At 43.5% G+C, this 23,815-nt stretch carries 24 protein-coding genes; 16 read left to right on the top strand and 8 right to left on the bottom strand.

Annotation, left to right across the window (positions count from 1 at the left end; genetic code table 11):
- Positions 1-118 precede the first annotated feature (118 nt).
- From J2S23_RS02895 to J2S23_RS02885, 3 genes are read left to right on the top strand one after another with little or no spacing between them, the layout of a single operon-like run.
- Positions 119-568, top strand: coding sequence for a MarR family winged helix-turn-helix transcriptional regulator (locus J2S23_RS02895; RefSeq protein WP_307121270.1), 450 nt, complete (start codon positions 119-121; stop codon positions 566-568).
- On the top strand, positions 561-2,267 hold the full coding sequence (locus tag J2S23_RS02890; RefSeq protein ID WP_307121269.1) for an ABC transporter ATP-binding protein: 1,707 nt from the start codon (positions 561-563) through the stop codon (positions 2,265-2,267). Before J2S23_RS02895 ends, J2S23_RS02890 begins: the two co-directional genes overlap by 8 nt.
- 1 nt (position 2,268) lies before the next feature.
- The gene (locus J2S23_RS02885; RefSeq protein ID WP_307121268.1) at positions 2,269-4,053 is read left to right on the top strand and encodes an ABC transporter ATP-binding protein; all 1,785 of its coding nucleotides are present in this window, start codon (positions 2,269-2,271) and stop codon (positions 4,051-4,053) included.
- Positions 4,054-4,137: 84 nt separating this feature from the next.
- On the opposite strand, the gene J2S23_RS02880 is transcribed toward J2S23_RS02885, so the two are convergent.
- Entirely contained in the window at positions 4,138-5,289 is a 1,152-nt protein-coding gene (locus J2S23_RS02880; protein WP_307121267.1) for an ROK family protein, read from the bottom strand.
- A gap of 166 nt (positions 5,290-5,455) precedes the next feature.
- Between J2S23_RS02880 and xylA the strand changes: the two genes are divergently transcribed.
- From xylA to J2S23_RS02840, 8 genes are all read left to right on the top strand, one after another.
- Complete coding sequence (gene xylA / locus J2S23_RS02875; RefSeq protein WP_307121266.1) at positions 5,456-6,763, top strand: xylose isomerase; 1,308 nt, start codon at positions 5,456-5,458, stop codon at positions 6,761-6,763.
- A gap of 54 nt (positions 6,764-6,817) precedes the next feature.
- On the top strand, positions 6,818-8,314 hold the full coding sequence (gene xylB / locus J2S23_RS02870; RefSeq protein WP_307121265.1) for a xylulokinase: 1,497 nt from the start codon (positions 6,818-6,820) through the stop codon (positions 8,312-8,314).
- Between the two features lie 104 nt (positions 8,315-8,418).
- Positions 8,419-9,441 carry a DNA glycosylase AlkZ-like family protein gene (locus J2S23_RS02865; RefSeq protein WP_307121264.1) on the top strand — a complete coding sequence of 341 codons (1,023 nt, stop codon included), beginning with the start codon at positions 8,419-8,421 and terminating at the stop codon, positions 9,439-9,441.
- A gap of 57 nt (positions 9,442-9,498) precedes the next feature.
- Complete coding sequence (locus J2S23_RS02860; protein WP_307121263.1) at positions 9,499-9,942, top strand: dUTP diphosphatase; 444 nt, start codon at positions 9,499-9,501, stop codon at positions 9,940-9,942.
- 7 nt (positions 9,943-9,949) lie between these two features.
- Entirely contained in the window at positions 9,950-10,522 is a 573-nt protein-coding gene (locus tag J2S23_RS02855; RefSeq protein WP_307121262.1) for a histidine phosphatase family protein, read from the top strand.
- Positions 10,515-11,876, top strand: a complete 1,362-nt coding sequence (radA, locus tag J2S23_RS02850) for a DNA repair protein RadA (RefSeq protein ID WP_307121330.1) — start codon at positions 10,515-10,517, stop codon at positions 11,874-11,876. Before J2S23_RS02855 ends, radA begins: the two co-directional genes overlap by 8 nt.
- 139 nt (positions 11,877-12,015) lie before the next feature.
- The gene (locus J2S23_RS02845) at positions 12,016-12,462 is read left to right on the top strand and encodes a LytTR family DNA-binding domain-containing protein (protein ID WP_307121261.1); all 447 of its coding nucleotides are present in this window, start codon (positions 12,016-12,018) and stop codon (positions 12,460-12,462) included.
- A 5-nt stretch (positions 12,463-12,467) separates the two neighbouring features.
- Positions 12,468-13,166, top strand: a complete 699-nt coding sequence (locus J2S23_RS02840; RefSeq protein WP_307121260.1) for a hypothetical protein — start codon at positions 12,468-12,470, stop codon at positions 13,164-13,166.
- Positions 13,167-13,204: 38 nt separating this feature from the next.
- Here J2S23_RS02840 and J2S23_RS02835 read toward each other — a convergent pair whose 3' ends face one another.
- Positions 13,205-14,029 (bottom strand): formate/nitrite transporter family protein, encoded by an 825-nt coding sequence (locus tag J2S23_RS02835; RefSeq protein WP_307121259.1) that lies wholly within the window; start codon positions 14,027-14,029, stop codon positions 13,205-13,207.
- Between the two features lie 85 nt (positions 14,030-14,114).
- Positions 14,115-14,654: a PadR family transcriptional regulator gene (locus J2S23_RS02830; protein WP_307121258.1), complete on the bottom strand. Its 540-nt coding sequence runs from the start codon at positions 14,652-14,654 to the stop codon at positions 14,115-14,117.
- A 98-nt stretch (positions 14,655-14,752) separates the two neighbouring features.
- Between J2S23_RS02830 and zupT the strand changes: the two genes are divergently transcribed.
- Positions 14,753-15,556, top strand: a complete 804-nt coding sequence (gene zupT, locus J2S23_RS02825; RefSeq protein WP_307121329.1) for a zinc transporter ZupT — start codon at positions 14,753-14,755, stop codon at positions 15,554-15,556.
- Positions 15,557-15,725: 169 nt separating this feature from the next.
- Here zupT and dusB read toward each other — a convergent pair whose 3' ends face one another.
- From dusB to J2S23_RS02805, 4 genes are all read right to left on the bottom strand, one after another.
- On the bottom strand, positions 15,726-16,697 hold the full coding sequence (gene dusB, locus J2S23_RS02820; protein WP_370868689.1) for a tRNA dihydrouridine synthase DusB: 972 nt from the start codon (positions 16,695-16,697) through the stop codon (positions 15,726-15,728).
- Positions 16,698-16,707: 10 nt separating this feature from the next.
- Positions 16,708-17,580, bottom strand: coding sequence for an Hsp33 family molecular chaperone HslO (gene hslO / locus J2S23_RS02815; protein WP_307121256.1), 873 nt, complete (start codon positions 17,578-17,580; stop codon positions 16,708-16,710).
- Between the two features lie 72 nt (positions 17,581-17,652).
- Entirely contained in the window at positions 17,653-18,162 is a 510-nt protein-coding gene (locus J2S23_RS02810; protein ID WP_307121255.1) for a phosphatidylglycerophosphatase A family protein, read from the bottom strand.
- A gap of 17 nt (positions 18,163-18,179) precedes the next feature.
- Positions 18,180-19,151, bottom strand: coding sequence for an NAD(P)/FAD-dependent oxidoreductase (locus tag J2S23_RS02805; protein ID WP_307121254.1), 972 nt, complete (start codon positions 19,149-19,151; stop codon positions 18,180-18,182).
- Positions 19,152-19,301: 150 nt separating this feature from the next.
- Here J2S23_RS02805 and pbp2a point away from each other — a divergent pair, with 150 nt between their 5' ends.
- From pbp2a to nusG, 4 genes are all read left to right on the top strand, one after another.
- The gene (gene pbp2a, locus J2S23_RS02800; RefSeq protein ID WP_307121253.1) at positions 19,302-21,572 is read left to right on the top strand and encodes a penicillin-binding protein PBP2A; all 2,271 of its coding nucleotides are present in this window, start codon (positions 19,302-19,304) and stop codon (positions 21,570-21,572) included.
- Positions 21,573-21,628: 56 nt separating this feature from the next.
- Positions 21,629-21,781, top strand: coding sequence for a 50S ribosomal protein L33 (gene rpmG / locus J2S23_RS02795; RefSeq protein ID WP_307121252.1), 153 nt, complete (start codon positions 21,629-21,631; stop codon positions 21,779-21,781).
- A gap of 14 nt (positions 21,782-21,795) precedes the next feature.
- On the top strand, positions 21,796-21,972 hold the full coding sequence (gene secE / locus J2S23_RS02790; protein ID WP_307121251.1) for a preprotein translocase subunit SecE: 177 nt from the start codon (positions 21,796-21,798) through the stop codon (positions 21,970-21,972).
- An 83-nt stretch (positions 21,973-22,055) separates the two neighbouring features.
- Positions 22,056-22,592 carry a transcription termination/antitermination protein NusG gene (nusG, locus tag J2S23_RS02785; protein ID WP_307121250.1) on the top strand — a complete coding sequence of 179 codons (537 nt, stop codon included), beginning with the start codon at positions 22,056-22,058 and terminating at the stop codon, positions 22,590-22,592.
- 102 nt (positions 22,593-22,694) lie between these two features.
- Here nusG and J2S23_RS02780 read toward each other — a convergent pair whose 3' ends face one another.
- Positions 22,695-23,648 (bottom strand): S66 family peptidase, encoded by a 954-nt coding sequence (locus J2S23_RS02780; RefSeq protein WP_307121249.1) that lies wholly within the window; start codon positions 23,646-23,648, stop codon positions 22,695-22,697.
- Positions 23,649-23,815: the final 167 nt, after the last annotated feature.

Genomic DNA, 23,815 nt, shown 5'->3' with positions numbered 1-23,815 from the left:
ATTGTGTGATTTTTCTAAAAAAGACAAATAAAGTGGTGTTGTCTCTTGACAGTGGTTCTCATAAGAACTAAAATAGATAGTAAGTGTAAACGTATAGAATTTGTGGAGAGGTAAAATCATGGACAATCCTTTGTCAGATATGCGAGCCATTTTAACACAGTTAGAAAGTATTTGTGAGGAACTGGCTATAAAAAAAGATGTACAACACCTGTCAGGACCTCAAGGTCGGGTCTTAATTTATCTGAGTCATCACAAGGAGGAAGCTATTTTTGTCAAAGATATAGAGCAAGAACTAAAGATTTCCAAATCAGTTGCCAGCAATTTGGTTAAGCGCATGGTGAAGAATGACTTTATCACCATTATTCCTTCTGAAGTTGATAAACGGTGTAAACAAGTTGTTTTAACGACTAAAGGAACTGCTAAAATCCAGCTGTTAAAAGAATTTCATGAAGAAGTTGTTGAGCAACTTTTTCAAGGGATTTCTTGGGATGATATGAAGCTGGTCCATCAGGTAGTCAAACGCCTACAAGAAAATATTACAAACTATACAGGAGGGGAACATGCTTAAACAAGCGATTTTACGCTATAAATGGTATGCCTTAGGATCGATTCTAATGGTATCTACCGTTGTGATTAGTAGCCTATTGCAACCGAGTTATCTGCAAGAAGTCCTACAAGCTGTCATGACGAATGACAAGGAGGCCATTTCAGATGTAGGTGTCTGGCTCTTAGTGATAGCAACAGTGGGGATGATAGCAGGTGCGATTAACACTGCTCTGGCCTCAAAGATTGCTCAAGGAGTATCGGCAGATATTCGGGAAAAAACATTTCGAAAGATTCAAAGTTTTTCCTATGCCAATATTGAACAATTTAATGCTGGAAATCTCGTGGTTAGAATGACCAATGATATCACTCAAATTCAAAACTTAGTGATGATGAGTTTCACAGTCTTGATGCGCGTGCCGCTTCTTTTTATCGGAGCTTTTTTCATGGCCATTAAAACCCTCCCACAACTCTGGTGGATTATTATTGCCATGGTCATTGTTGTCGCTAGTATCATGGCGGTTGTCATGAGTAAAATGGGACCTCGTTTTGGCAAGTTTCAGATCTTGATGGATAAGATTAATGGGATTGCTAAGGAAAATTTACGAGGTGTTCGTGTGGTCAAATCCTTTGTTCAGGAGAAGAACCAATACCTTAAATTTAAGGAAGCATCCAATGACTTCTTAAACCTCAACCTCTTTGTTGGTTATGGGTTTTCAATTATGCAACCTGTCTTGATGTTTATCTCTTTTATGGCGGTGTTTGCTTCGATTTATCTAGCTTCAACCATGGTGAAAACCAATCCAGAAGTCGTCGGTGGCATTGCTTCTTTCATGAGTTATCTCATGCAGATTATGTTTTCCATCATCATGGTCAGTTTCATGGCCATGCAGGCAACTCGTGCAGCTGTTTCTTTGAAACGGATTCAGGAAATTCTGGACACAGAGCCTGCAATGGTTTTTGCTGATGTGCCGGATGAGGAACTTTCAGCCAGCATCGTTTTTGACAAGGTCAGCTTCACTTATCCTAATGATACTGAACCGACGCTCAAGGAGATTTCCTTTGCAGTTGCTCCAGGACAAATGGTCGGTGTGGTAGGAGCAACTGGTTCAGGGAAGTCAACCTTGGCTCAGTTGATTCCAAGGCTCTTTGATCCTCAAGAAGGGACCATTTCAATTGGTGGACGTGACTTAAAAACAATCAATCAAAAAACATTACGTCGGACAGTGTCCATCGTGCTCCAAAAGGCTATTCTCTTTTCCGGAACCATTGCAGACAATCTGCGCCAAGGGCAGTCGGATGCTAGTCTGGAAACCTTAGAGCGCGCAGCAGGTATTGCCCAAGCCAAGGAATTTATTGACCGTATGGAGAAAACCTATGAGAGTGAAGTCGAAGAGCGGGGGAATAACTTCTCTGGTGGTCAGAAACAACGGATGTCTATTGCGCGCGGGGTGATTGGCAACCCCAAAGTCTTGGTTTTGGATGACTCAACGTCAGCCCTCGATGCCAAATCTGAAAAGTTAGTGCAAGAAGCTCTTAACCATGACCTGAAAGGGACGACAACAGTTATTATTGCTCAAAAAATTTCATCTGTTGTCAAGGCTGATAAGATTTTAGTGTTGGACCAAGGGCGTTTAATTGGTGAAGGAACCCATGAGGAACTGGTCGCCAATAATGCGGTTTACCGCGAAATTTATGAAACCCAAAAAGGGAAGGAGGATTAGGATGAAGACAGCACGTTTCTTTTGGTTTTATTTTAAACGGTACAAGTTATCCTTTGTTGTTATCTTTATTGCCGTTGTAGCAGCGACCTATCTTCAAGTTAAGACGCCAGTCCTAATCGGTCAGTCCCTGACAGAAATGGGGAAGGTGGGCCAACAAATCATGATGGCCATGCAAGCAGGAGATAACAATCCCAAGCCAGATTTGTCTGCGTTTAACGCTGTCATGTTCAAGCTCTTTATGGCCTATCTTTGTACAGTCGTGTCCAATCTGATTTACAGTTTACTCTTTACACGAATCGTTGGGCACTCAACAAACCGGATGCGTAAAGGCCTCTTTGGAAAGCTTGAGCGGTTAACAGTTAGCTTTTTTGATCGTCACAAAGACGGGGATATTCTCTCTCGCTTTACCAGTGACCTGGATAATATTCAAAATGCTTTTAACCAATCCTTGACCCAGGTGGTTTCTAATATAGCCCTTTATATCGGGATGATTTGGATGATGTTTCGTCAGGATACCCGTCTTGCTTGGTTGACTATAGCTTCGACACCAGTTGCCCTAATCTTTTTGGTGGTGATCGTGCGCTTGGCGCGTAAATACAGCAACCTCCAACAGGCCGCTGTCGGCCGCTTGAACGCCTATATGGATGAAAAAATATCTGGTCAAAAGGCCATCATTGTCCAAGGGATTCAAGAAGAAACAATCGATGGCTTCTTATCTCTTAATGAGGAAGTCCGGATTGCGACTTTTAAGGGACGACTCTTTGGGGGCCTCCTTTTTCCAGTCATGAATGGGATGAGCTTGCTCAACACCGCTATTGTGATTTTTATTGGCTCCACTATTCTTCTCAATGATACGACCATGCCGACAGCGGTAGCTCTGGGTCTCGTTGTAACCTTTGTGCAGTATTCTCAGCAGTATTACCAACCCTTGATGAACATAGCCTCCAGCTGGGCAGAGTTGCAATTAGCCTTTACTGGTGCTCATCGGATTCAAGAAATGTTTGATGAACCCGAAGAGGTACGGCCTGCCAATGCAACACTCTTTACCGAACTAAAAGAAGGTGTTGACATCAAGAATATCGACTTTGGCTATTTGCCTGGTCAGAAGGTTTTAGATAATGTCAGCATTTCAGCCCCTAAAGGCAAAATGATTGCTGTAGTTGGCCCAACGGGCTCAGGGAAAACCACCATCATGAACCTGATTAATCGCTTTTACGATGTGGATGCAGGGTCTATTACCTTTGATGGGAGAGATATCCGAGAGTATGATTTAGATAGTTTGCGCCAAGGAGTCGGAATTGTTTTGCAGGAATCGGTTCTCTTTTCAGGAACTATTGCGGAAAATATTCGTTTTGGCCTTGAAAATGTCGATCAGCACATGATTGAAACTGCAGCGCGTGCCACTCATATTCATGACTTTATCATGAGTTTACCAGAAGGCTATGAGACTTACGTAACGGATGATGAGAATGTCTTTTCAACAGGACAAAAACAACTTATCTCAATCGCTAGAACGCTTTTAACAGACCCTCAAGTCCTCATTCTGGATGAAGCGACGTCAAACGTGGATACAGTCACTGAGAGCAAGATTCAAAAAGCCATGGAAGCTATCGTAGCGGGTCGCACCAGCTTTGTTATTGCTCACCGCCTCAAAACGATTTTGAATGCGGACGAAATCATTGTCCTCAAAGATGGGAAGGTCTTGGAGAAGGGAGATCATCATGAGCTCCTCAGACAAAATGGCTTTTATGCCGAACTCTACCACAACCAATTTGTCTTTGAATAAGAAAGTTTTAAAAAAAGTCACATTATGATTCTTACCTGAAATTGCTCATGGTAGGAAATGATAATGTGATTTTTTGTTAAGATATTAGGCTTTGAATTTTAAAAATGGTATTTTTAAAAATTGAGTTACTACGGCAGAAATACCCCCATATAGAGTCGCTTCTTCATCTAAAGAGCTGGCAGAAAGAGTAACGTTTCTAGCAAAGACACTATTTAGCTGTTTTTTTATCTCTCCAATATATTTAGGATTCTTATTATATAGAGAGCTATTGATGATGATAATTTCAGGATCATAGAGCATAACAAGTGAATTGATACCGATTGCTAACTCAGCTATTTTTTCGTCCAAAAGTTCCTCTGTAAAAGAGTCTTTTTCTTGCAAAGCTTTAGTGATAGTATCAGAGTTAACAGATGTGACAGAATAATGCTCACTATATTTTTCATAAATCGCTTTATTAGAAGCATATTTTTCGAGACATCCGCGATTGCCACAAGCACAAGCTAATCCATTTTTATAGAGAATAGTATGACCTATCTCGCCAGAATGACCATGAGCACCAGTTTGTAATTTATTATCTTGGATAATACCTACACCAATGCCACTATGGATACTAACACTAATGAGATTTTTTTGGTCAAAAGCAAATGTGTACTCCCCTAATGCAGTCAGATTGGCTTCGTTTTCGATAAGTATCGGAAACGAGAAGGCTCTAGTCAAGGCATCATGTATGCTCGTTCCAGTAACATCATAGAAAGGAGAAAAGCGAATATTATTATCAACAACAATTCCGTGGATGGCGACACTCATCCCAACGATACCATGTGGTGTATGGGGCAAATCCCGTTGAATACTTTTGGCACTTTCTATAATTTCATCCAGCAAGTTTTCGGAAGAAATGGATAATCGCTTTTTTTGTGAGTAAATAGACGTTCCATCCAGATAAGATAACATGGAACTAATGTAATTATATCCAATATCAATAGCTATGGCTAATCCGGCTTGAGCATTAAAGGTCAGAAAAATAGGCTTACGACCACCAGTGGCTCCTGAGGGTCCAATACCAGATTCAATCACCAATTCTTGATCCATAAGACTTGTGGTGATGGATGAAACGGTGGCCTTGTTGAGGTGTGAACATGTCGAAATGTCTGCTCGTGAAATAGGTTGGTTTTCAATAATGGTTTTTAAAACAAGGGATTCATTTTGTTCTCGAATCAGGTATTTATCTGTTATCATTTGTGCCTCCCAACATATCTTAGTTCTAGTTTACCTTAAATTTACAAAAAATCAAAAATTTATTCGTGAAAACGCTTGACAAAATATTAAGATAGATTTATACTATCTATGTAAGTTAGTTTAACACACTAACAAACTAAAATCAATTATTTTAAAGGAGAAAACCATGACTTACTTTCCAAATGTCACTAAAATCAAATTTGAAGGAAAAGATACGACGAATGACTTTGCCTTCCGTCACTATAATCCTGAAGAAGTCGTTGAAGGCAAAACGATGCGGGAGCACTTTCGCTTTGCGCTTGCTTATTGGCACACCATGACCCAAGACGGCTCAGATCCATTTGGAGCTCCAGTTAACCAGCGGTCTTGGTTTGGTGAAACAGAGATGGAAACGGCACATAACCGCGTCGATGCTTTCTTTGAAATCCTTGAAAAATTAGATGTGGATTATTTCTGTTTCCATGATGTGGACATCGCTCCAGCTGGAGAGTCATTAGAAGAATTCTTTGCTAACTTAGATGAAATCACAGACCATATTAAAGAAAAAATGGATGAAACAGGTAAAAAACTCCTTTGGAACACAGCTAATATGTTCTCTCATCCTCGATTTAACAATGGTGCCGCGTCATCCAATAATGCTGAGGTTTTCGCTTATGCAGCAGCTCAGGTTAAAAAAGGCTTGGATCTTTCTAAAAAACTTGGTGGTGAAAACTATGTTTTTTGGGGAGGACGTGAAGGTTATGAAACATTGCTCAATACGGATATGAAATTTGAGCAAGATAACATCGCTCGTCTCTTTAAAATGGCTATTGCTTACGGTGAAAAAATTGGCCACAAACCTCAATTTCTAATTGAACCAAAACCAAAAGAACCTTCAAAACACCAATATGATTTTGATGCAGCAACCACAATGTCCTTCATTTTGAAACACGGTCTTGAAGGGGACTTCAAGTTGAACTTGGAAGCAAACCACGCAACTCTTGCGGGCCATACCTTTGAACATGAATTGAACGTTGCCCGTAATTTTGATTCTCTCGGATCTATTGATGCCAACCAAGGGGATATGTTGTTAGGCTGGGATACGGATGAGTTTCCTACAAACATCTATGACACAACCTTTACTATGCTTGAAATCTTAGCTAATGATGGTTTGGCACCAGGTGGTATTAACTTTGATGCCAAGGTTCGCCGTTCATCATTCGCAATGGAGGACCTCTTGCTTGCTCATATTGCCGGTATGGATACTTTTGCGCGTGGCCTTAAAGCGGCGGCTAAATTAAGAGAGGACCGATTCTTTGAAGATCTTAAAGAAAAACGCTATGCAAGCTACAAAGAAGGCATCGGTGCAAATATTATCGCAGATAAAGAGGACTTTGAAAGTTTGACAGAGTATGCGCTTAAAAATGATAATCCACAATTGGAATCAAGTCATATCGAATTAGTCAAATCAAAATTGAATGATTACCTCGTTTAATCACAAACAAAGACGTGTAGAGGTGCTGCACGTCTTTAGTTATGGAGGAAAGAAATGGCATATGTATTAGGAATTGATTTGGGGACGAGTTCTCTTAAAGGTTTGTTAGTGGACCAAGCAGGCCAAGTGGTTGCCCAAGCTTCAGCAGATTACGGTTTAATCCACGAAAAGCCGGGCTATAGCGAACAGGACCCTCAGGAATGGTTGAATGCCTGTGATAAGGTGTTCAATGCACTAAGGAAGGACGTCTCTGATTTTACCAAAGAACTAGAAGGCATCAGCTTTTCAGGACAGATGCATAGTTTAGTCTTATTAGATGAGAACAGTCATGTTTTACGACCAGCAATTTTGTGGAATGATACACGGACAACTGCCCAGTGTCGTCGTATTGAAGAGGTTCTTGGAGATAAACTGTTAGGCATTACACGCAATTTAGCTTTAGAAGGATTTACCTTACCGAAAATTTTGTGGGTCCAAGAGCATGAGCCTGATATTTGGCGTGACGTTCGTCAACTCATGATGCCAAAGGATTATCTGGGGTACTATTTAACAGGAAATTACTTTACAGATTTTTCGGATGCGGCTGGGACCTTATTGTTGGATATTGAAAAAGGGGACTGGTCTGTCGAAATTGCAGAAGCATTTGATATTCCATTAGCCTATTTGCCAGGAGTTGTGGCTTCATCTGATTGTATAGGGACACTGCGTAAAGACATCGCTAACCAGTATGGTTTTGAAAAAACGGTTACAGTTTTTGCTGGTGGTGCCGATAATGCCTGTGCTGCAGTTGGAGCTGGGATTTTAAGTCACGATATTGGCATGGCAAGTATTGGAACTTCTGGTGTCTTCTTGTCTTATGAAGGTCAGGAAACGCCAGATTATCAAGGCAAGCTCCACTTCTTTAACCATGCTCTTGCAGGGGATTACTATTCGATGGGAGTTACCCTAGCAGCTGGTCATAGTTTAAACTGGTTCCGAGATACCTTTGCTAAAGAAATGTCCTTTAATGACTTATTAGCTCCTATTTCAGAAATTGCTCCGGGGAGTGATGGTTTGCTCTTTACCCCTTACATCGTGGGAGAACGCACCCCACACGTTGATAGTCAAATTCGCGGGAGCTTTATCGGCATTGATACCAATCATACCTTAGCACATTTTACGAGAGCAGTACTAGAGGGGATCACTTTTTCCTTAAAAGATTCCCAACAGTTAATGACTGACGTTGCTGGGAAGTCCTTTAAGCGGATTGTCTCTGTTGGTGGTGGTGCCAAAAATAAAGACTGGCTCCAAATGCAAGCGGACATCTTTAATGTTGAGATTGTCTCTCTTACGGCAGAACAGGGGCCAGGGTTAGGTGCAGCCATGTTAGCTGCTTTAGGATCAGGTTGGTTTAAGACCATTCAAGAATGTGCGGACACCTTTGTTGCATATACAGATGTTGTATTTCCCGTCGATGAAAATGTCTCTATTTACCAACAAGCTTATGACCAATTCCGAAGTATTTATCCAAATGTAAAGCGGATAACTGCTTCAGCTAAGATTGCGAAATAGAGCTAAATCATATCAAGTCTATTGAAGTTTCCAACCACCTTCGGGTGGTTTTTGCATGCTTTGATTAAGGCTTCTTGTCCCAAGGACTATGGTATAATGAAGGTATGATTAGTAAAGAACAACTCTTAGCCCAGCGATTTTGGAACCAGGGCCTTATTGAACCTTATAGGGATATCAACCAACTTCTCAGGGATTCCTTGGGTATTCAGTCCCAATATGTGAATCATGGTCTCTTTAATATTTTGACACGGTTGGCAGTTGAAAAGCCGGTAGTAGAGACTATGGACGATGCTATTTTAGCGTGGGGACAACGGCAGACCTACCATTTTTATGACCACGATGCTTGGTTTACCATGACAGCTTATCTTGCGGACACTCCTCGGTGGCCGGATGCTTACTTTGCTGAGAAAGGAATTGATGGAGAAAAGGAAAGTCAGCGGTTATGCCAGCTGATTGCTGAAAATCCTTCACGTAAGCAACTCCCAGATTCTTATGGGGATGCTTGGTCAGACTTATTTCGTTGGTCTGCTCTTTTTATCTACAATTCCAAACGAGGGCGTCTCTACCAGAGGTGGTTGACAGATGACCGTCTCGTGATTTGGGAGGACAATGGTCTTCCTACCTCCCAATTGGTTTCTAGAGAGCTGGTAACGGCTTATTTTTCCTTCTATGGTCCTGCGACTTTGGCAGATGCTGCTCATTTCTTTGGGGTTAAACAGTCTAAAATTGCTGAAACTGATTTATCTCACCTGAACCGGCTAACTTTTGAAGGACGGTGCTACTATTTTAAAACATGGAAAGAAGATGTTACCATTCCTGACGTTTTGGCCTTAGGAAAATTTGACCCCCTCTTAGTTTCCTATAAACATAAGGATTTGTTGATTGACCCCGTAGATTACTCGAGTATCTGGAAAAAGGCTGGGCAGATTTCAGCACTGATTCTCATCAAAGGCCGCCTTAGAGCGACATGGACGTTTCAAATGAGAGGAAACACTATTGCCTTTAAGGTCCAAGGCAAGCAAAAGATATCCCAGAAGCATCAAGCGACCATTAGGCGACGGTTTCGGGATTATGCCAAATGGATGGAAAAATCTATCTCATCAATCACATTTAGCTTCGATGATTAGCCGATATTTCCGAATAATATAGTATAATAGAACAAGAAAAAATCAAGGAGAGCCATCATGAAAATCAGAGGATTTGAACTCGTATCGACCTATACCGACGAAAACCTATTGCCAAAACGGGAAACTGCCCATGCGGCAGGTTACGATTTGAGCGCTGCAGAGACTACTGTTTTAGCGCCTGGAGAAATCAAGCTTGTACCAACAGGGGTCAAAGCCTACATGCAAGACCGCGAGGTGCTCTACCTTTTTGATCGCTCGTCCAACCCTCGTAAAAAAGGTTTGGTCCTGATTAACTCAGTAGGCGTCATTGACGGGGATTACTACAATAATCCCAACAATGAAGGCCATATCTTTGCCCAGATGAAAAACATTTCGGACGAGACCGTGACAGTTGAAGCAGGCGAGCGCATTGTCCAAGGCGTCTTTATGCCCTTTTTAGTGGTCGATGGCGATGATGCGACTGGTGAGCGGACCGGTGGCTTTGGTAGCACTGGGGATTAACACTCTCATGGAGATTTTATTTATCCGCCACAGCGAGCCAGATTACAGCATGTTGGACAAGGCGACTCATCCGGAAGCCTACACTGGTTTTGGACGGGATTTAGTCCCTTTAACGGCAAGAGGCCGCACCTTGGCACAGCAGGCGGCCCAAAGCCCCTTGCTAGATGATGTCGATACCGTGATTTCGTCTTCCATTACGCGGGCTCTTCAGACAGCGACCTATCTGATTTGCAATCGACAGCTGGACCTCTTGGTAGAGCCCTTCTTTCATGAATGGCGCCCAGACCTAGATGGACTCAATTACACGGAAGTTGAGCTAGGATTAGCCTATCGGCTGTTTATGGAAAATGACGGCGCTTTGGTCGAAAATAGCCCTGTCCGATACGAAACAGGTCAGGCAATCAAGACCCGTACTCTAAAGGCTCTGCAAAAATACAAGGCCTATGACAAGGTCGCCATCGTGGCCCACGGCATGTTGATTCGCCAGTTTGTCCCAATGGAAACCATCGATTATTGCCAAATGATTCCCTATAGCATTGACCTAGAAACCATAGAAATCGAGGACGAGAGCTATCGCTAAGAAAAAAACAACCTTTGTCTGCCAAAATTGCGACTACCATTCGCCCAAATATTTGGGACGCTGTCCCAACTGTGGGGCCTGGTCTTCCTTTGTCGAAGAAGTCGAAGTGGCAGAAATCAAAAATGCCCGCGTCAGCCTAACAGGCGAGCAGGCCAAACCCGTCAAACTCAACGAAGTCCAATCCAGCTCTGTGGCAAGAACCCAGACCGATATGGACGAGTTCAACCGTGTGCTTGGTGGAGGTGTGGTGCCAGGTAGCCTGATCCTCATCGGGGGAGACCCAGGGATTGGGAAATCGACCTTGCTCCTTCAGGTGTCGACCCAACTGGCCAATATCGGTACGGTCCTTTATGTCAGCGGGGAGGAATCTGCCGAGCAAATCAAGCTACGGGCAGAACGCCTGGGTGACATCAACAATGAATTTTACCTCTTTGCCGAGACCAACATGCAGCGGATTCGGGCAGAGATTGAAAAATTACAGCCGGATTTCCTGATTGTCGACTCCATTCAGACCGTTATGTCGCCAGATATCACCAGTGTTCAAGGCTCTGTCAGCCAGGTCCGCGAGGTGACGGGCGAGCTCATGCAGCTAGCTAAGACCAACAACATGGCTACCTTTATCGTTGGCCATGTGACCAAGGAAGGTACCCTGGCTGGCCCTCGCATGCTGGAACACATGGTGGACACGGTGCTCTACTTTGAGGGAGAGCGCCAGCATACTTTCCGTATCTTGCGGGCGGTCAAGAACCGCTTTGGCTCGACCAATGAAATCGGGATTTTTGAAATGCAGTCCCAAGGACTAGTCGAAGTACTCAACCCGAGTCAAGTCTTCTTGGAGGGGCGTTTAGACGGGGCGACAGGCTCTGCCATCGTGGTGACCATGGAAGGGACCAGGCCGATTCTGGCGGAAGTCCAGGCTTTAGTGACACCGACCGTCTTTGGCAATGCCAAACGGACCACAACCGGTCTTGATTTTAACCGGGCCAGCCTGATTATGGCGGTCTTGGAAAAACGGGCGGGCCTACTCCTGCAGAATCAAGACGCCTACCTCAAGTCAGCTGGCGGGGTCAAGCTGGATGAGCCCGCCATTGACTTGGCTGTTGCGGTAGCCATTGCGTCCAGCTACAAGGACAAGCCGACTAATCCGCAAGATTGTTTTGTCGGTGAAATCGGCCTGACCGGTGAAATCCGCCGGGTCAACCGCATCGAGCAACGGATTAACGAAGCCGCAAAACTGGGCTTTACTAAGATCTATGCCCCGAAAAACTCTCTGACAGGCCTCAAAGTTCCAAAAGGGATTGAAGTAGTCGGGGTCATGACCCTGGGAGAAGTCCTGAAAAAAGTATTTGGGTAAACTAAAACGCTAGCTTATAGACTAGCGTTTTTTGATATCCCCAAACAACCACTTAGTTCTGTTTTTCAACCACTTACTGAAAAGGCCTTGTATCTTTGGAAAAGTCTGATACAATAAATAACAAAGAAAGGAGGCGCTGATGAAGGTTAAGATTGAACTAGACAGTCAATGCGATGAGATCGAAATTGTGATACGAACACCAGAGCTATCTGATCAGGTAGAAGACATTCAACGGGCACTTTCGCAACTTACTAAGCCTCCTTTGGTCTTCTACAAAGGAACGAGTAAGTTTTTCTTAAATGTCGCAGAGATACTTTTTTTCGAAACGGAAGGATCTAAGATTTTTGCCCATAGTCGAGACAATGCCTATGAGGTCAGGCTCAAGCTCTATGAATTGGAAGACTATTTGCCTGGCTATTTTAGCCGCGTGGCCAAATCAACCATAGTCAATGTGAAAAGTATTTATTCGCTGGATCGATCATTTTCAGGCACCAGCACCATCCGTTTTTACAAAACCCACAAGCAGGTACATGTGTCACGGCACTATTACCAACTCTTAAAAGAAACATTACGCGAATTGAGGTAAGATTGATGAAACAAAAACTATTAGGCATTGGATTGATTGTTCTAGCGATTGTCCTTGTGTTCAAGGATGCGCTCACTATTCCCCAATTGGATATACCCATGTGGAAGCTGGTGATTGTTACCTTTCTAGGTATTGATGCCCTGCAAAACGTGTTTCGCAAGGATTTTAAATCTTTTTTCATAGGTAGTTTTATTATCTTTCTTATTTTAAATGGGCATTATACTTGGCTTAAGGTTGGCACAGGTTTGTTGCTCATTGCCGGGCTTATGGCATACTTGGGGTTAAGGATACTGGTCAATCGCCAATCGTCATCTTTTAAAATCATTAATGGAGACATTATTGACCATGCAAAGGGGTCGCACTGGGAAAAAGGCAACTCGCATGGTGACAAAGACACTGTGTTTAGTTCAGCGATACGCTATATCCATGATACAGACTTTGTGTCCATAAAAGGCGACGTGGTCTTCTCCAGTGCAACCCTCTTTTTTGATCAGGCGACAATGAAAGGGGATCAAGCCATCTATGCAGGGGATACGGTTTTCTCCAGTGTAAAACTCTACGTCCCATCGACTTGGCGCGTTGTTTTAACGGGAGATAGGGTCTTTAGCACGGTCAACAATCAACCGAGTGATATTCAGCCTGAAAAAAACTTACAAGTGACTGGTGATTTGGTCTTTAGCAGTCTGGAAATTATTTATGTGTAACCAAAAATCCTCTGAAGATTTTCAGAGGATTTTTACGATTAGTCGACGTAGACGTCAGATTTTTTATTGAGCCAAGAGTAGGTCAGACCGATTAGGAGACCGCCTCCAACATAGTTCCCTAAGGCTGCAAAGAAGAAGTTGGATAAGACACTTAGGATTGTCATGTTTTCAACAGGCCCACCGTTAGCAAAAAAGGCTAGTGGGAAGGAGACGAAGTTAGCGATAACGTGTTCGAATCCGAGAAAGGCGAAAATATAGATGATAAAAATCATGGCCCATACTTTGGCTGAATCATCTTTCATACGTAAAGTGACAAAGACGGCGGTGTTAACAACAATGTTGGCAAAAATCCCTTCGATAAATTGAGTCATTGGTGACTTAGCTAACTTGAGAGAAACAGCTTCAAAGAGATAGTTGTCAGGCTCCAGATGGCTAAAGGGAGTTGTCAAAGAGAGTAAGTAAGAGAAGATAATGGCGCCGATAAAGTTAAAGAGGATACAGGTTCCTAGAATTTTAAGGGCTGTCATGACGCGTAGCTTCTTACTGTACACGGCACTGGTCATGTACATCATGTTAGAGGTTCCAAGTTCAGCGTTCATATAGACAATCATGACCAAGGACCAACTAAACATAAAGGCATAAAAGAATTTTCCGGAATGAGGAACAATACTGTCAGCGTGACTTGAAATGTAAAAAGCAATCCCGCTTCCTAATGTTAAGAAAAGTGTCGCTAGCATTGAGCGGACAGCATATTTAGCAAAACTGTGTCGCGATAGGTCTTCTTTTTTTTCAATGGATTTCGCGAGATTGCTAATCAATTCAGAGTTGGTGGTTGAATGGGAATGAGCGTGTATGCTTGGCATGATTTTCTCCTTGTTTAGAATACATAGATGATTATAGCACAATCTGATAAAAATGCTAGGGAAATCTGAAAGAATACGCTTCCTTCTAGTGTTCTATATAGATAAGAGATTGTTCTAACCACTGTATTTGCCCCTGACAGCGGGCAATAGCTCTGGTTAAAATTAAATAATGCCCGTAGTTTTCTTGAATTTTTTCTCGGTCATCAAAGAGCAGACTTTTGCGGGCCAAAAAGCCAGCTAATTGTTCTTTTAAGATGTCGATTTGGGCTTCAATAAGGAGTGGGATCCTAGGATCACGACTGTCTTTGATAAAGAACATTTTCAGAGAGAAGAGATCCTTTTGTTGGGGGGTGTCATTGGGTTCACTGATCCACTGATTTAAGTGATCTTGGCCTAGAGACGTGATTTTGTAGTAGCGCTCTTTGGCATTGGTAGGACGATCGTGGACAGTAACCCACTGTTCTTTGACCATTCGCTTAAGCTCCGGGTAGACTTGACTGTGAGCAGCTTTCCAAAAATTGCCGATTTCTGTTTCAAATAACTCAGTGATTTGTCGGCCTGTCAGGTTATCTTCATTGGCCAACATTCCCAAAATAATATAGGGTAGCACACGCTGTTGTGACATGAGAACGTCTCCTTTCAAGTTATTATATCATATTCTACTAAAAGCATGCAAAGACTATCAAAAATATTTCTAACTTTTGATAAACATGGTAAAATAGAATCATGAATAACATAGTAATAGCTTTTTTAATGACCTTAATAGCTGGACTTAGTACGGGAATAGGAAGTTTGATTGCCTTTGTGGCTAAGGCGACGAATACAAGGTTCTTAGCGGTTAGTCTTGGTTTTTCAGCAGGCGTCATGATTTATGTGTCCTTTATGGAAATTTTACCTAAAGGATTGGAGTTTTTAGGAGAGGAACTGGGAGAACGCTCTGGTACTTGGGTGACCGTTCTGGCTTTTTTTGGTGGAATAGGTTTGATTGCGATTATCGATCGTTTGATTCCGTCAACCGAAAACCCGCATGAAGTCAGACGGGTTGAAGCAGAGGCGGCACCGGTTGCTAAAAAAGGAGATTTGATGCGTATGGGGTTGATGACAGCCTTAGCCTTAGCCCTCCATAATTTTCCAGAGGGTTTAGCCACCTTTGTGTCAGCTCTGCAATCTCCGGAGGTTGCTATCCCAATCGTCGTTGCCATTGCGATTCACAATATCCCAGAGGGAATCGCTGTTTCTGTCCCTATATATCAGGCCACTGGATCTCGAAAAAAAGCATTTGCCTATTCCTTTTTATCTGGTTTAGCAGAGCCGGTAGGTGCTTTGGTCGGTTGGTTAATTCTGATGCCCTTTATGACTCCAGTTGTTTATGGTGTTGTATTTGCGGGAATTGCTGGGATTATGGTTTTCATTTCGCTCGACGAGCTCTTACCGGCAGCTGAAAAGTACGGTGAGCACCATTTGGCTATCTATGGCCTCATTGCTGGTATGGGAGTGATGGCGATTAGCTTGTTGCTCTTTGTCTAAATCTAAAAGAACCACAAAACCCTCGGAAGTAGTTCCGAGGGTTTTGTGGTTAATAGGTAGCTGAAACAAATCAGCTCTTGTATTAGGGAGAATATGAAAAATTTTAGGATACATAAAGTATAACGGAGCTTGCTTAAAGTTTCCTTAAAAAAGTTAAGAAAAGTTGAGATTAAGAAAATTCGATTGTTTTGGGAGTGTACCCGAGAATGTCATCAACTTCTGCCAAGGTTTCTGCTTTGGCTATTTTACCGCGGAGCTTGGCGGCGCCAGATGTGCCACGAAGATAATGAGGGGCAAGGCCACGGAATTCCCGCACCGCTACATGTTCGCCCTTGAGGGCGATAAGACGGTTTAAATGCTCATAAGCAATCTTCATCTTATCTTCAAAGGCCAAATCAGGTAACTCTTCCCCAGTTTCTAGGTAATGGTTAATCTGCGTAAAGATATAAGGATTAGCCATGGCAGTCCGTCCAATCATCACCGCATCTGTACCGAGTTCTTCGATCATGGAACGGGCATCTTGGACGGTTTTGATATCACCGTTTCCGATGAAAGGAATCTTAGTGATAGCTTTGGCAACGCGAGCAATTGTTTCGTGGTCACAGTGCCCCGTATACATCTGCTCACGGGTCCGCCCGTGCATGGCAAGCGCTGAGACGCCTGCTGATTCAGCGGCTAGGGCGTTTTCGACAGCTAGGTTGCTATCTGACCAACCGGTCCGCATTTTAACGGTTAGGGGAATGTCGAGGTGAGACGTGACCGTTTTTACAATGTGGTAGATTTTATCTGGATCGCGGAGCCATTTGGCACCAGCTTCGTTTTTAACGACCTTGTTGACAGGACAACCCATATTGATATCAAGGATATTAGCGCGGGTATTTTCCTGGATGAAGACCGCTGCGCGTGCGAGCGAATCAGCGTCGCCTCCAAACAGTTGGATCGACATAGGGGCTTCGTTTTCGTCGATATGGAGCATGTGAAGAGTCTTTTCATTGTTGTAAAGAATCCCTTTTTCTGAGATCATTTCCATGACCACAAGACCAGCTCCCATCTCCTTAGCGATGGTTCGAAAGGCAGAATTAGTGACCCCAGCCATGGGAGCTAGGACAGTACGATTGGGGATTTCAACATCGCCAATCATAAAAGGCGTATTAAGGTTTTTCAAGGATGAGTCCCTCCAAATCTTCTGAATTAAACTGGTAAGCCGTCTGGCAGAATTGGCAAATGATTTCGGCACCCTGATCCTCGTCTCGCATGCTTTCAAGGTCTGCTTTAGGCAGGCTTGCCAAGGCTCCTAAGAACCGCTCGCGACTGCAATCACAACTAAAGCTGAGGGGGCTCTCTTCCAGACGCTTGTAGTCGTCTTCGCCATAAATAGCAGAGAGGAGCGCTTCGATATGGTCTTCAGAGGCCAGTAGGGTCGAGATAGCAGGCATATTTTGGAGGCGTTTTTCAAAGCGGGCAATATCAGCTTCCTTAGCATCTGGCAAGACCTGCACCAAAAAGCCGCCTGCGACCTGTACCTGATCCTCATTATCTAAAAGGACATTGAGCCCGACAGCAGACGGTGTTTGTTGGCTATCGGTTAAGAAATAAGCAAGGTCTTCCCCGATTTCCCCGGTCACGATAGGTGTCATAGAAGTGTAAGGTTGCCCTGTACCGTAGTCAACGATGACCAAAAATTGGCCTTGTCCGACGAAGGGACCAACAACAACTTCCCCCGTTGCGGTCTTTTTGATGTCTACGCCAGTGTTTTGAACATAGCCTTTAACCTTACCAGAGGTGTCTGCGACCGAGATAATAGCGCCAAGAGAACTGTTTCCAAGCACTTTGACAGTGACCTTAGTATCCCCTTTTTCATTGCCTGCTAAAATCTGGTTGGCAATCAAGGTTCGTCCGAGGGCAACAGTTGATGAACTTTGGGTTTTATGAAAAGCTTGAGCCTGCTTAACGGTTTCTGTACTATCTAGCACATAAGCGCGAAAAGCACCATTGCTAGATATGGTTTTGATGATTTTATCCATACTGATTATTGTAACACAAGATAAAAGCCAGACCAAGCAAAAGTGATTGACGGGTCTGGCTTTAAAAAGCAGTTAGTTTTTATTGGTGATGGCACTCTTACTTGGGTCTGAGTGTGCTAATCGGCTGGCTGCAGCTGCTGCAATCGCCCCAACAATATCATCTAAGAAGGTATGGCATTTGCCGCCTTCTTTGGTGTCTAGTTTCTGAATAATGCCAGGCTTGACCTTGTCAATATAGCCATAGTTGGTAAACCCAATAGAACCGTATACATTGACGATGGAGAGTGCCATGATTTCATCGATACCGTAAAGCCCTTCGTCGCTCATCAAAATGTCGCTAAGGGGTTGTGACAGTTTGCCCTCTTCAGCCAACTTGTCAATTTCGATACCAGTGATAATCGTATTGTGAACTTCTCTTTTTTCTAAGACAGATGTGATGTGCTCCAAACACACTTCTTTACTGAGGTCAGGAATGTATTTGTTTTGGAGATACATGACCAACTCGGCCAAATCATCCATGGTCACGCCGCGTTCTGCTAAAAGCTCGAGAGCGCGGTCTTTAAGTTCGTGTCTTGTTTTCATAAAAATCCTTTCTTCCTTTAAAGGCTGGTTGAATGCTTGGGCTGTACTTTTTCAGCCGGATTGATGTAGTTGATAGCATTATTGATAGCTGTTGGAGCTTCACCAAAACCAGTGGCGATCAGATCGATTTTTCCATCGTAATAGCAACAATCACCCGCCGCGTATATACCTGGGATAGAGGTGGCTTGCTTGCTATCAACCATGATTTTGTGGCGATTAAGTTCCAGTCCCCACTTTTTGAGATTACCGACAGAAGACTTAAAGCCATAATTGACGAAGAGGTGGTCAAGAGGCAAGACTTCCATTTCGTCTGATTTGACCTTGGTGATTTCAAGCGACTCCACTTTGCCATCTTTTGTAATGAGACCAGTTGGAACATAAGGAGTCTTGATGGTCACACTCGAGTTTTTCAGGTCCTCAACACTGTGTTCCAAGGCACGGAAATTGTCTCTGCGGTGGATAATGGTCGTTTTGGCGCCAACTTTTTCAAAGGCTAGAGACCAGTCAACAGCGGAGTCGCCACCACCTAAAACAGTCACGTTTTGTCCTTTGTATTGGTTAATGTTAGCTACATGGTAGTGGATATTATCAAAATCATCAGCCCCTTCTAACTCTAAGCCACGTGGTTTAAAGGCACCACCACCCATGGCAATGAGAACTGCTTTCGTCAGGTGCTCTGCTTGATTAGTCCTAAGGGTAAAGATGTCTTCAGTTTTTTCGATGTCCAGAACAGTCTCATTGAGGCAAATGGTCGTATCAAAGAGCGCTAATTGTTTGAGGAGACTGTCGGTCAGGCCCTCACCAGTGATGTTCGGAAAGCCAGCGACATCTAAAATCGTTTTTTCAGGGTAGAGAATAGCTGGCTGGCCACCGAGTTGAGGGAGAGAGTCAATGAGCTTGACTTTGGCATGGCGTAAATGAGCATAGAAGGCGGCAAATAGCCCAACGGGACCGCCTCCAATAATGGTGATATCATAAATTTCTGACATGGTTGTTCCTTTTCTAATAATGACAATCTCTTTTTATTCTATCATAAAAAGCTTGATAAGACAGGTCTAGAAGCTGGCGGAACGGCCCAATTGAGACGAATAGGTCGCGATGTAGTATAATAGAAGCAGTTTTCAAGAAAGGAGACAGTGATGAAACCTAAACAATTTTTTGAAGACGTTATGAAAAAATATTTCTTATCAGACGAGATAAACGAGTCAGAAAGAGGCCAATCACTAGACCAAGACCAAGTCACTGAGGAGTCGTCATTAGCTCAAGACGCGGATGCTGTGGAAACAACTGACCATCAGCGTCGAAGACGGCATTCTGGTCAAGCCTCAGGCTCTAAAAAAGGGCAATCGACTTTTCGACGTTTCTGGAGAAGATACCATCTCACCAAAATTCTCTTAATCCTGATGGCAACTGCTGGGGTAGCTGTCGGTGGTTGGCTCTTCTTTTTAGCCAAAACAGCTAATGTCGAAGATTTGCAAGCTGCTCTCCAAGCAGAGACCATTATCTACGATAAGGATGCTGTTGAAGCGGGTAGCCTTTCTGGTCAGAAAGGGACCTATGTTCAGCTGGATGTCATTTCAGATTATATGGAGCAGGCAGTTGTTGCAACAGAGGACCGTACCTTTTATGAAAATTCAGGGATTAACTATGGACGCTTTGCCTTAGCAATACTAACCCTTGGGCGTTCTGGAGGTGGCTCGACCATTACCCAGCAGTTGGCTAAAAATGCTTATTTGACCCAAGAACAAACCGTAACCCGAAAGGCGAAGGAGTTCTTTTTAGCTTTAGAATTAACCAAGACTTACGAAAAAGAAGAGATCTTAGCCATGTACCTCAACAATGCTTATTTTGGCAACGGGGTCTGGGGGGTAGAGGATGCTAGTCAAAAGTACTTTGGAATTTGGGCCAGTCAACTGAGTCTCTCACAAGCAGCGACCTTGGCTGGAATGTTAAAGGGTCCTGAGATTTATAATCCCTATTATTCGCTCGAAAATGCAACCAACCGCCGCAATACGGTTATCCAAGTGATGGTGGACGCGGGCTACATTGATCAAACCACAGCCGATGAGTCTTCTGCCGTGGATATGGCAGCCCAACTTTCTGATACCTATACGGGCCGGAGCAGTAAGTATGCGTATCCGTCTTACTTTGACGCCGTCATTGAAGAAGCCATTAGCAAATACGGCTTGTCTGAAAATGAGATTGTTAACAATGGGCTTCGCATCTACACGGAGCTAGACCAAAATTATCAGGCCAATGTTCAAGCGGTCTATAATGAAGATAGTCTCTTTCCGGTTGCCTATAGTGACGGTGAGATGGCTCAGTCTGCTTCAGTTGCCTTGGACCCCTCAACAGGAGGGGTGCGTGCCCTTGTCGGTCGCGTTAATTCCAGTGAGAATTATAGCTACCGTAGTTTTAACTATGCCACTCAATCGGAACGAAGCCCAGGATCAACCATCAAACCCTTAGTTGCCTATACGCCAGCTATTGCTGCAGGCTGGGAAACAGACCGGGAGTTGGACAACACCACAACCACCTATGGCACCTATACCTTGGACAATTACATGGGGTCCAGAACAGAAACGGGTACAGTTCCCATGTATCAAGCCCTGGCTCAGTCCCTCAATCTACCAGCTGTCGCAACAGTTAATGAGTTAGGCATTGAGACAGCCTTTAGCTATGGGAAAAAATTTGGCCTTAACATGACTAAGGTTCCCCAAGAATTAGGAGTTGCTCTTGGAGGGGGTGTCGTCACTAATCCACTCCAAATGGCACAAGCCTATTCGGCCTTCGCCAATGGTGGGGTCATGCCGGACGCTCATTTGATCACACGCATCGAAACAGCTAATGGTAAGGTTTTAAAAACCCATCAGTCAAAGAAAACAAGGGTTATGGATAGCACTGTAGCCAATAAAATGACTAGTATGATGCTAGGAACGTTTTCGAATGGAACAGGGGTCTATGCGGCACCTTATGGTTATGATATGGCAGGAAAAACAGGGACAACAGAAACCAGTTTTGATCCTAATGTAGCTAGTGATCAATGGGTGATTGGCTACACGCCAGATGTTGTTATTAGTCACTGGTTAGGCTTTTCCAAAACCGATGAAACCCATTATCTGGAAGGGACATCTTCTAACCAAGCATCAGCGATTTTCCAAACAGTTGCCAACAGCATACTACCTTATACAGCGGGTACTGCCTTTACACAGGAAAATACCTATGCTGAAAATGGTATTGCGCCAGTTAATGAAACAGGCCAGACCTCAAATCCTGCTGGTGAGATATTAGATACGGTTAGAGAACAAGCAGGACAGATTTTAGATCAAGCACAAAAAGCGATAGAGGAGGCTAATATCCCTGAAAAAGCGCAAAATTTATGGGAAACCGTGAAGAGTCTGTTCCAATAGCTTGTCAAGCGTCAGATAAAATGCTAAAATAGTAGGGATATTTATGGAGGCTATAGATGGCACTAAAAAAAGGGAGCTTAGCCTGTACAGTTTGTGGGTCACGTAATTATTCCATTAAACTGAGCAGTAATCAAAAACCAACACGACTAGAAGTCAATAAGTTTTGCAAACATTGTGGAGGCTACACCTCCCATAAGGAAACGCGGTAACAAGAGGAGTTAACATGAAATTCATTAGCGATACGATTCAAATTCTGGCAGATACAACCTGGCCAGACAGCAAACAACGTTGGGCAGATTTTCTTTCTGTCATGGAGTACACAGCCTTCTTTGTAGCTGTGATTTACCTCTTTGACTTGGCGATTTCTCGCGGAATCATGAGCTTAATTAACTTTTTCTAAAAAGTTGTCAAGCCCAAGCATTTAAGGTATAATAAAACTAACTAAGAGAGCCGACAGGCTCTTTTTTGAAAGGAAAATAAAGAATGGATAGTTTTGATAAAGGCTGGTTTGTCCTGCAAACCTACTCAGGCTATGAAAACAAGGTCAAAGAAAACCTTCTACAACGGGCACAGACATATGATATGCTAGAAAATATCTTGCGCGTGGAAATCCCCACTCAGACGGTTCAGGTTGAGAAAAAAGGGGAAATGAAAGAGATTGAAGAAAACCGCTTCCCTGGTTATGTTTTGGTTGAAATGGTTATGACCGATGATGCTTGGTTTGTGGTTCGTAATACGCCAAACGTTACTGGTTTTGTGGGGTCCCATGGTAACCGCTCCAAACCAACTCCACTTTTGGAAGAAGAAATTCGGGCCATCCTTGCTTCTATGGGGCAGAGTGTCCAAGAATTTTCACTTGATGTCCGTGTTGGGGATACCGTTCGCATCATTGATGGCGCCTTTTCTGGCTATGAAGGCAAGGTTTCTGAGATCGACAACAACAAGGTCAAGATGATTATCTCTATGTTTGGCAATGATACTGTGGCTGAAGTCAACATGAGCCAAATCGCTGAATTATAACCAACCGTTGATACGACTAAACAAGAAGCAAGCTGGGAAAGACTCAGCTTGCTTTTTCAGTGTTCAAAGGGTGCAAGCAGAGGGCTATAAACCTCTGCTTGGCTATTCCTTAACAAGAATCTCACCGTCACTGGTGTCAAGTGTTGCCTGAGCACCTATGGTAATGGTAAAGAGCGGTTGGGTATGGGCAAAATCCAGATCATAGAGGACTGGAATGGTTTGAAGGATGGGATGTTTGTCCAAAATAAAGTGTAGAAGCTCCTCAGTCATTTGGCATTCCTTTGGAAAACGACCGATGACCAAGGCTTGGGGCTCGGGATAGGCTTGGAGTAAGGAGGCTAAATGCCTCATAAATTCGATATAATCATCTACTTCGGCCTCCTCGACAAAGAGGATATAATCCTTAACCTTTGGTGCATAGGGTGTTCCCTGAAGGAGAACAAAGGTAGACAAGTTGCCTCCTATAATAGTCCCAGTAGCCTGACCAGGAGTATAGGTTTTCCATTCTGTTGGAAAGAACTGCCGCGGTTGAGAAGGATCATACCAAGGGTCACTGGACCATTCCTTGCTCGGCACTAATTCGTAGTGAGTTTGAGTCATGGCCTGTAACCACATGCTGGACTGGTAGTCCTGCCCTTCGACCATCTTAAAGCTGGAAAAGGATGGGCCCATATAGGTTTTCATGCCTGTTTGAGCGAAAATAGCATTGAGAAAGGCGGTTGAATCAGAATAGCCACAAATGATTTTTTGAGTTTGAGCGATGAGCTCATAATCTAAATAAGGCAGGAGTTCATTTGAATTAAAGCCGCCGATGGTCGCTAAGATAGCATCGACAGATGGATCAGCAAAGGCTTGATGAAGATCGGCCACACGACTGGCAATCGATGCAGATTGTACCAAGTCAGACTCTTCATAATGCTCTGAAAAAGAAATACGAAAACCAAGCTCTTCCAGTTTTGCTTTAGCTGAAAGATTGGCTGAAAGTCCTCCTAGTCGGGCAATCGAAGATGACGGACTTAAAACTCTTATATGGCTATTTAGCCTTAATTTTTTCATGGCAATCCTCCCAGAAATTTTAACCATTATAGCAGAAGTGAGAAAAGCGAGCAAGAGGAGACCTTTTCATTTAGAACAGAAAAAACCTGCTCCCAAAGGGAACAGATTTCTCCTGTAAGGCTATAAAAAAGGCGGTAGACGGATTTGACACCGTTAATATATCAAGG

This window comes from Streptococcus moroccensis, from assembly GCF_030812835.1.
Lineage (GTDB): Bacteria > Bacillota > Bacilli > Lactobacillales > Streptococcaceae > Streptococcus > Streptococcus moroccensis.
The sequence above is the reverse complement of the archived record's forward strand: the minus strand, read 5'-3'. Positions and strand labels throughout refer to the sequence as shown.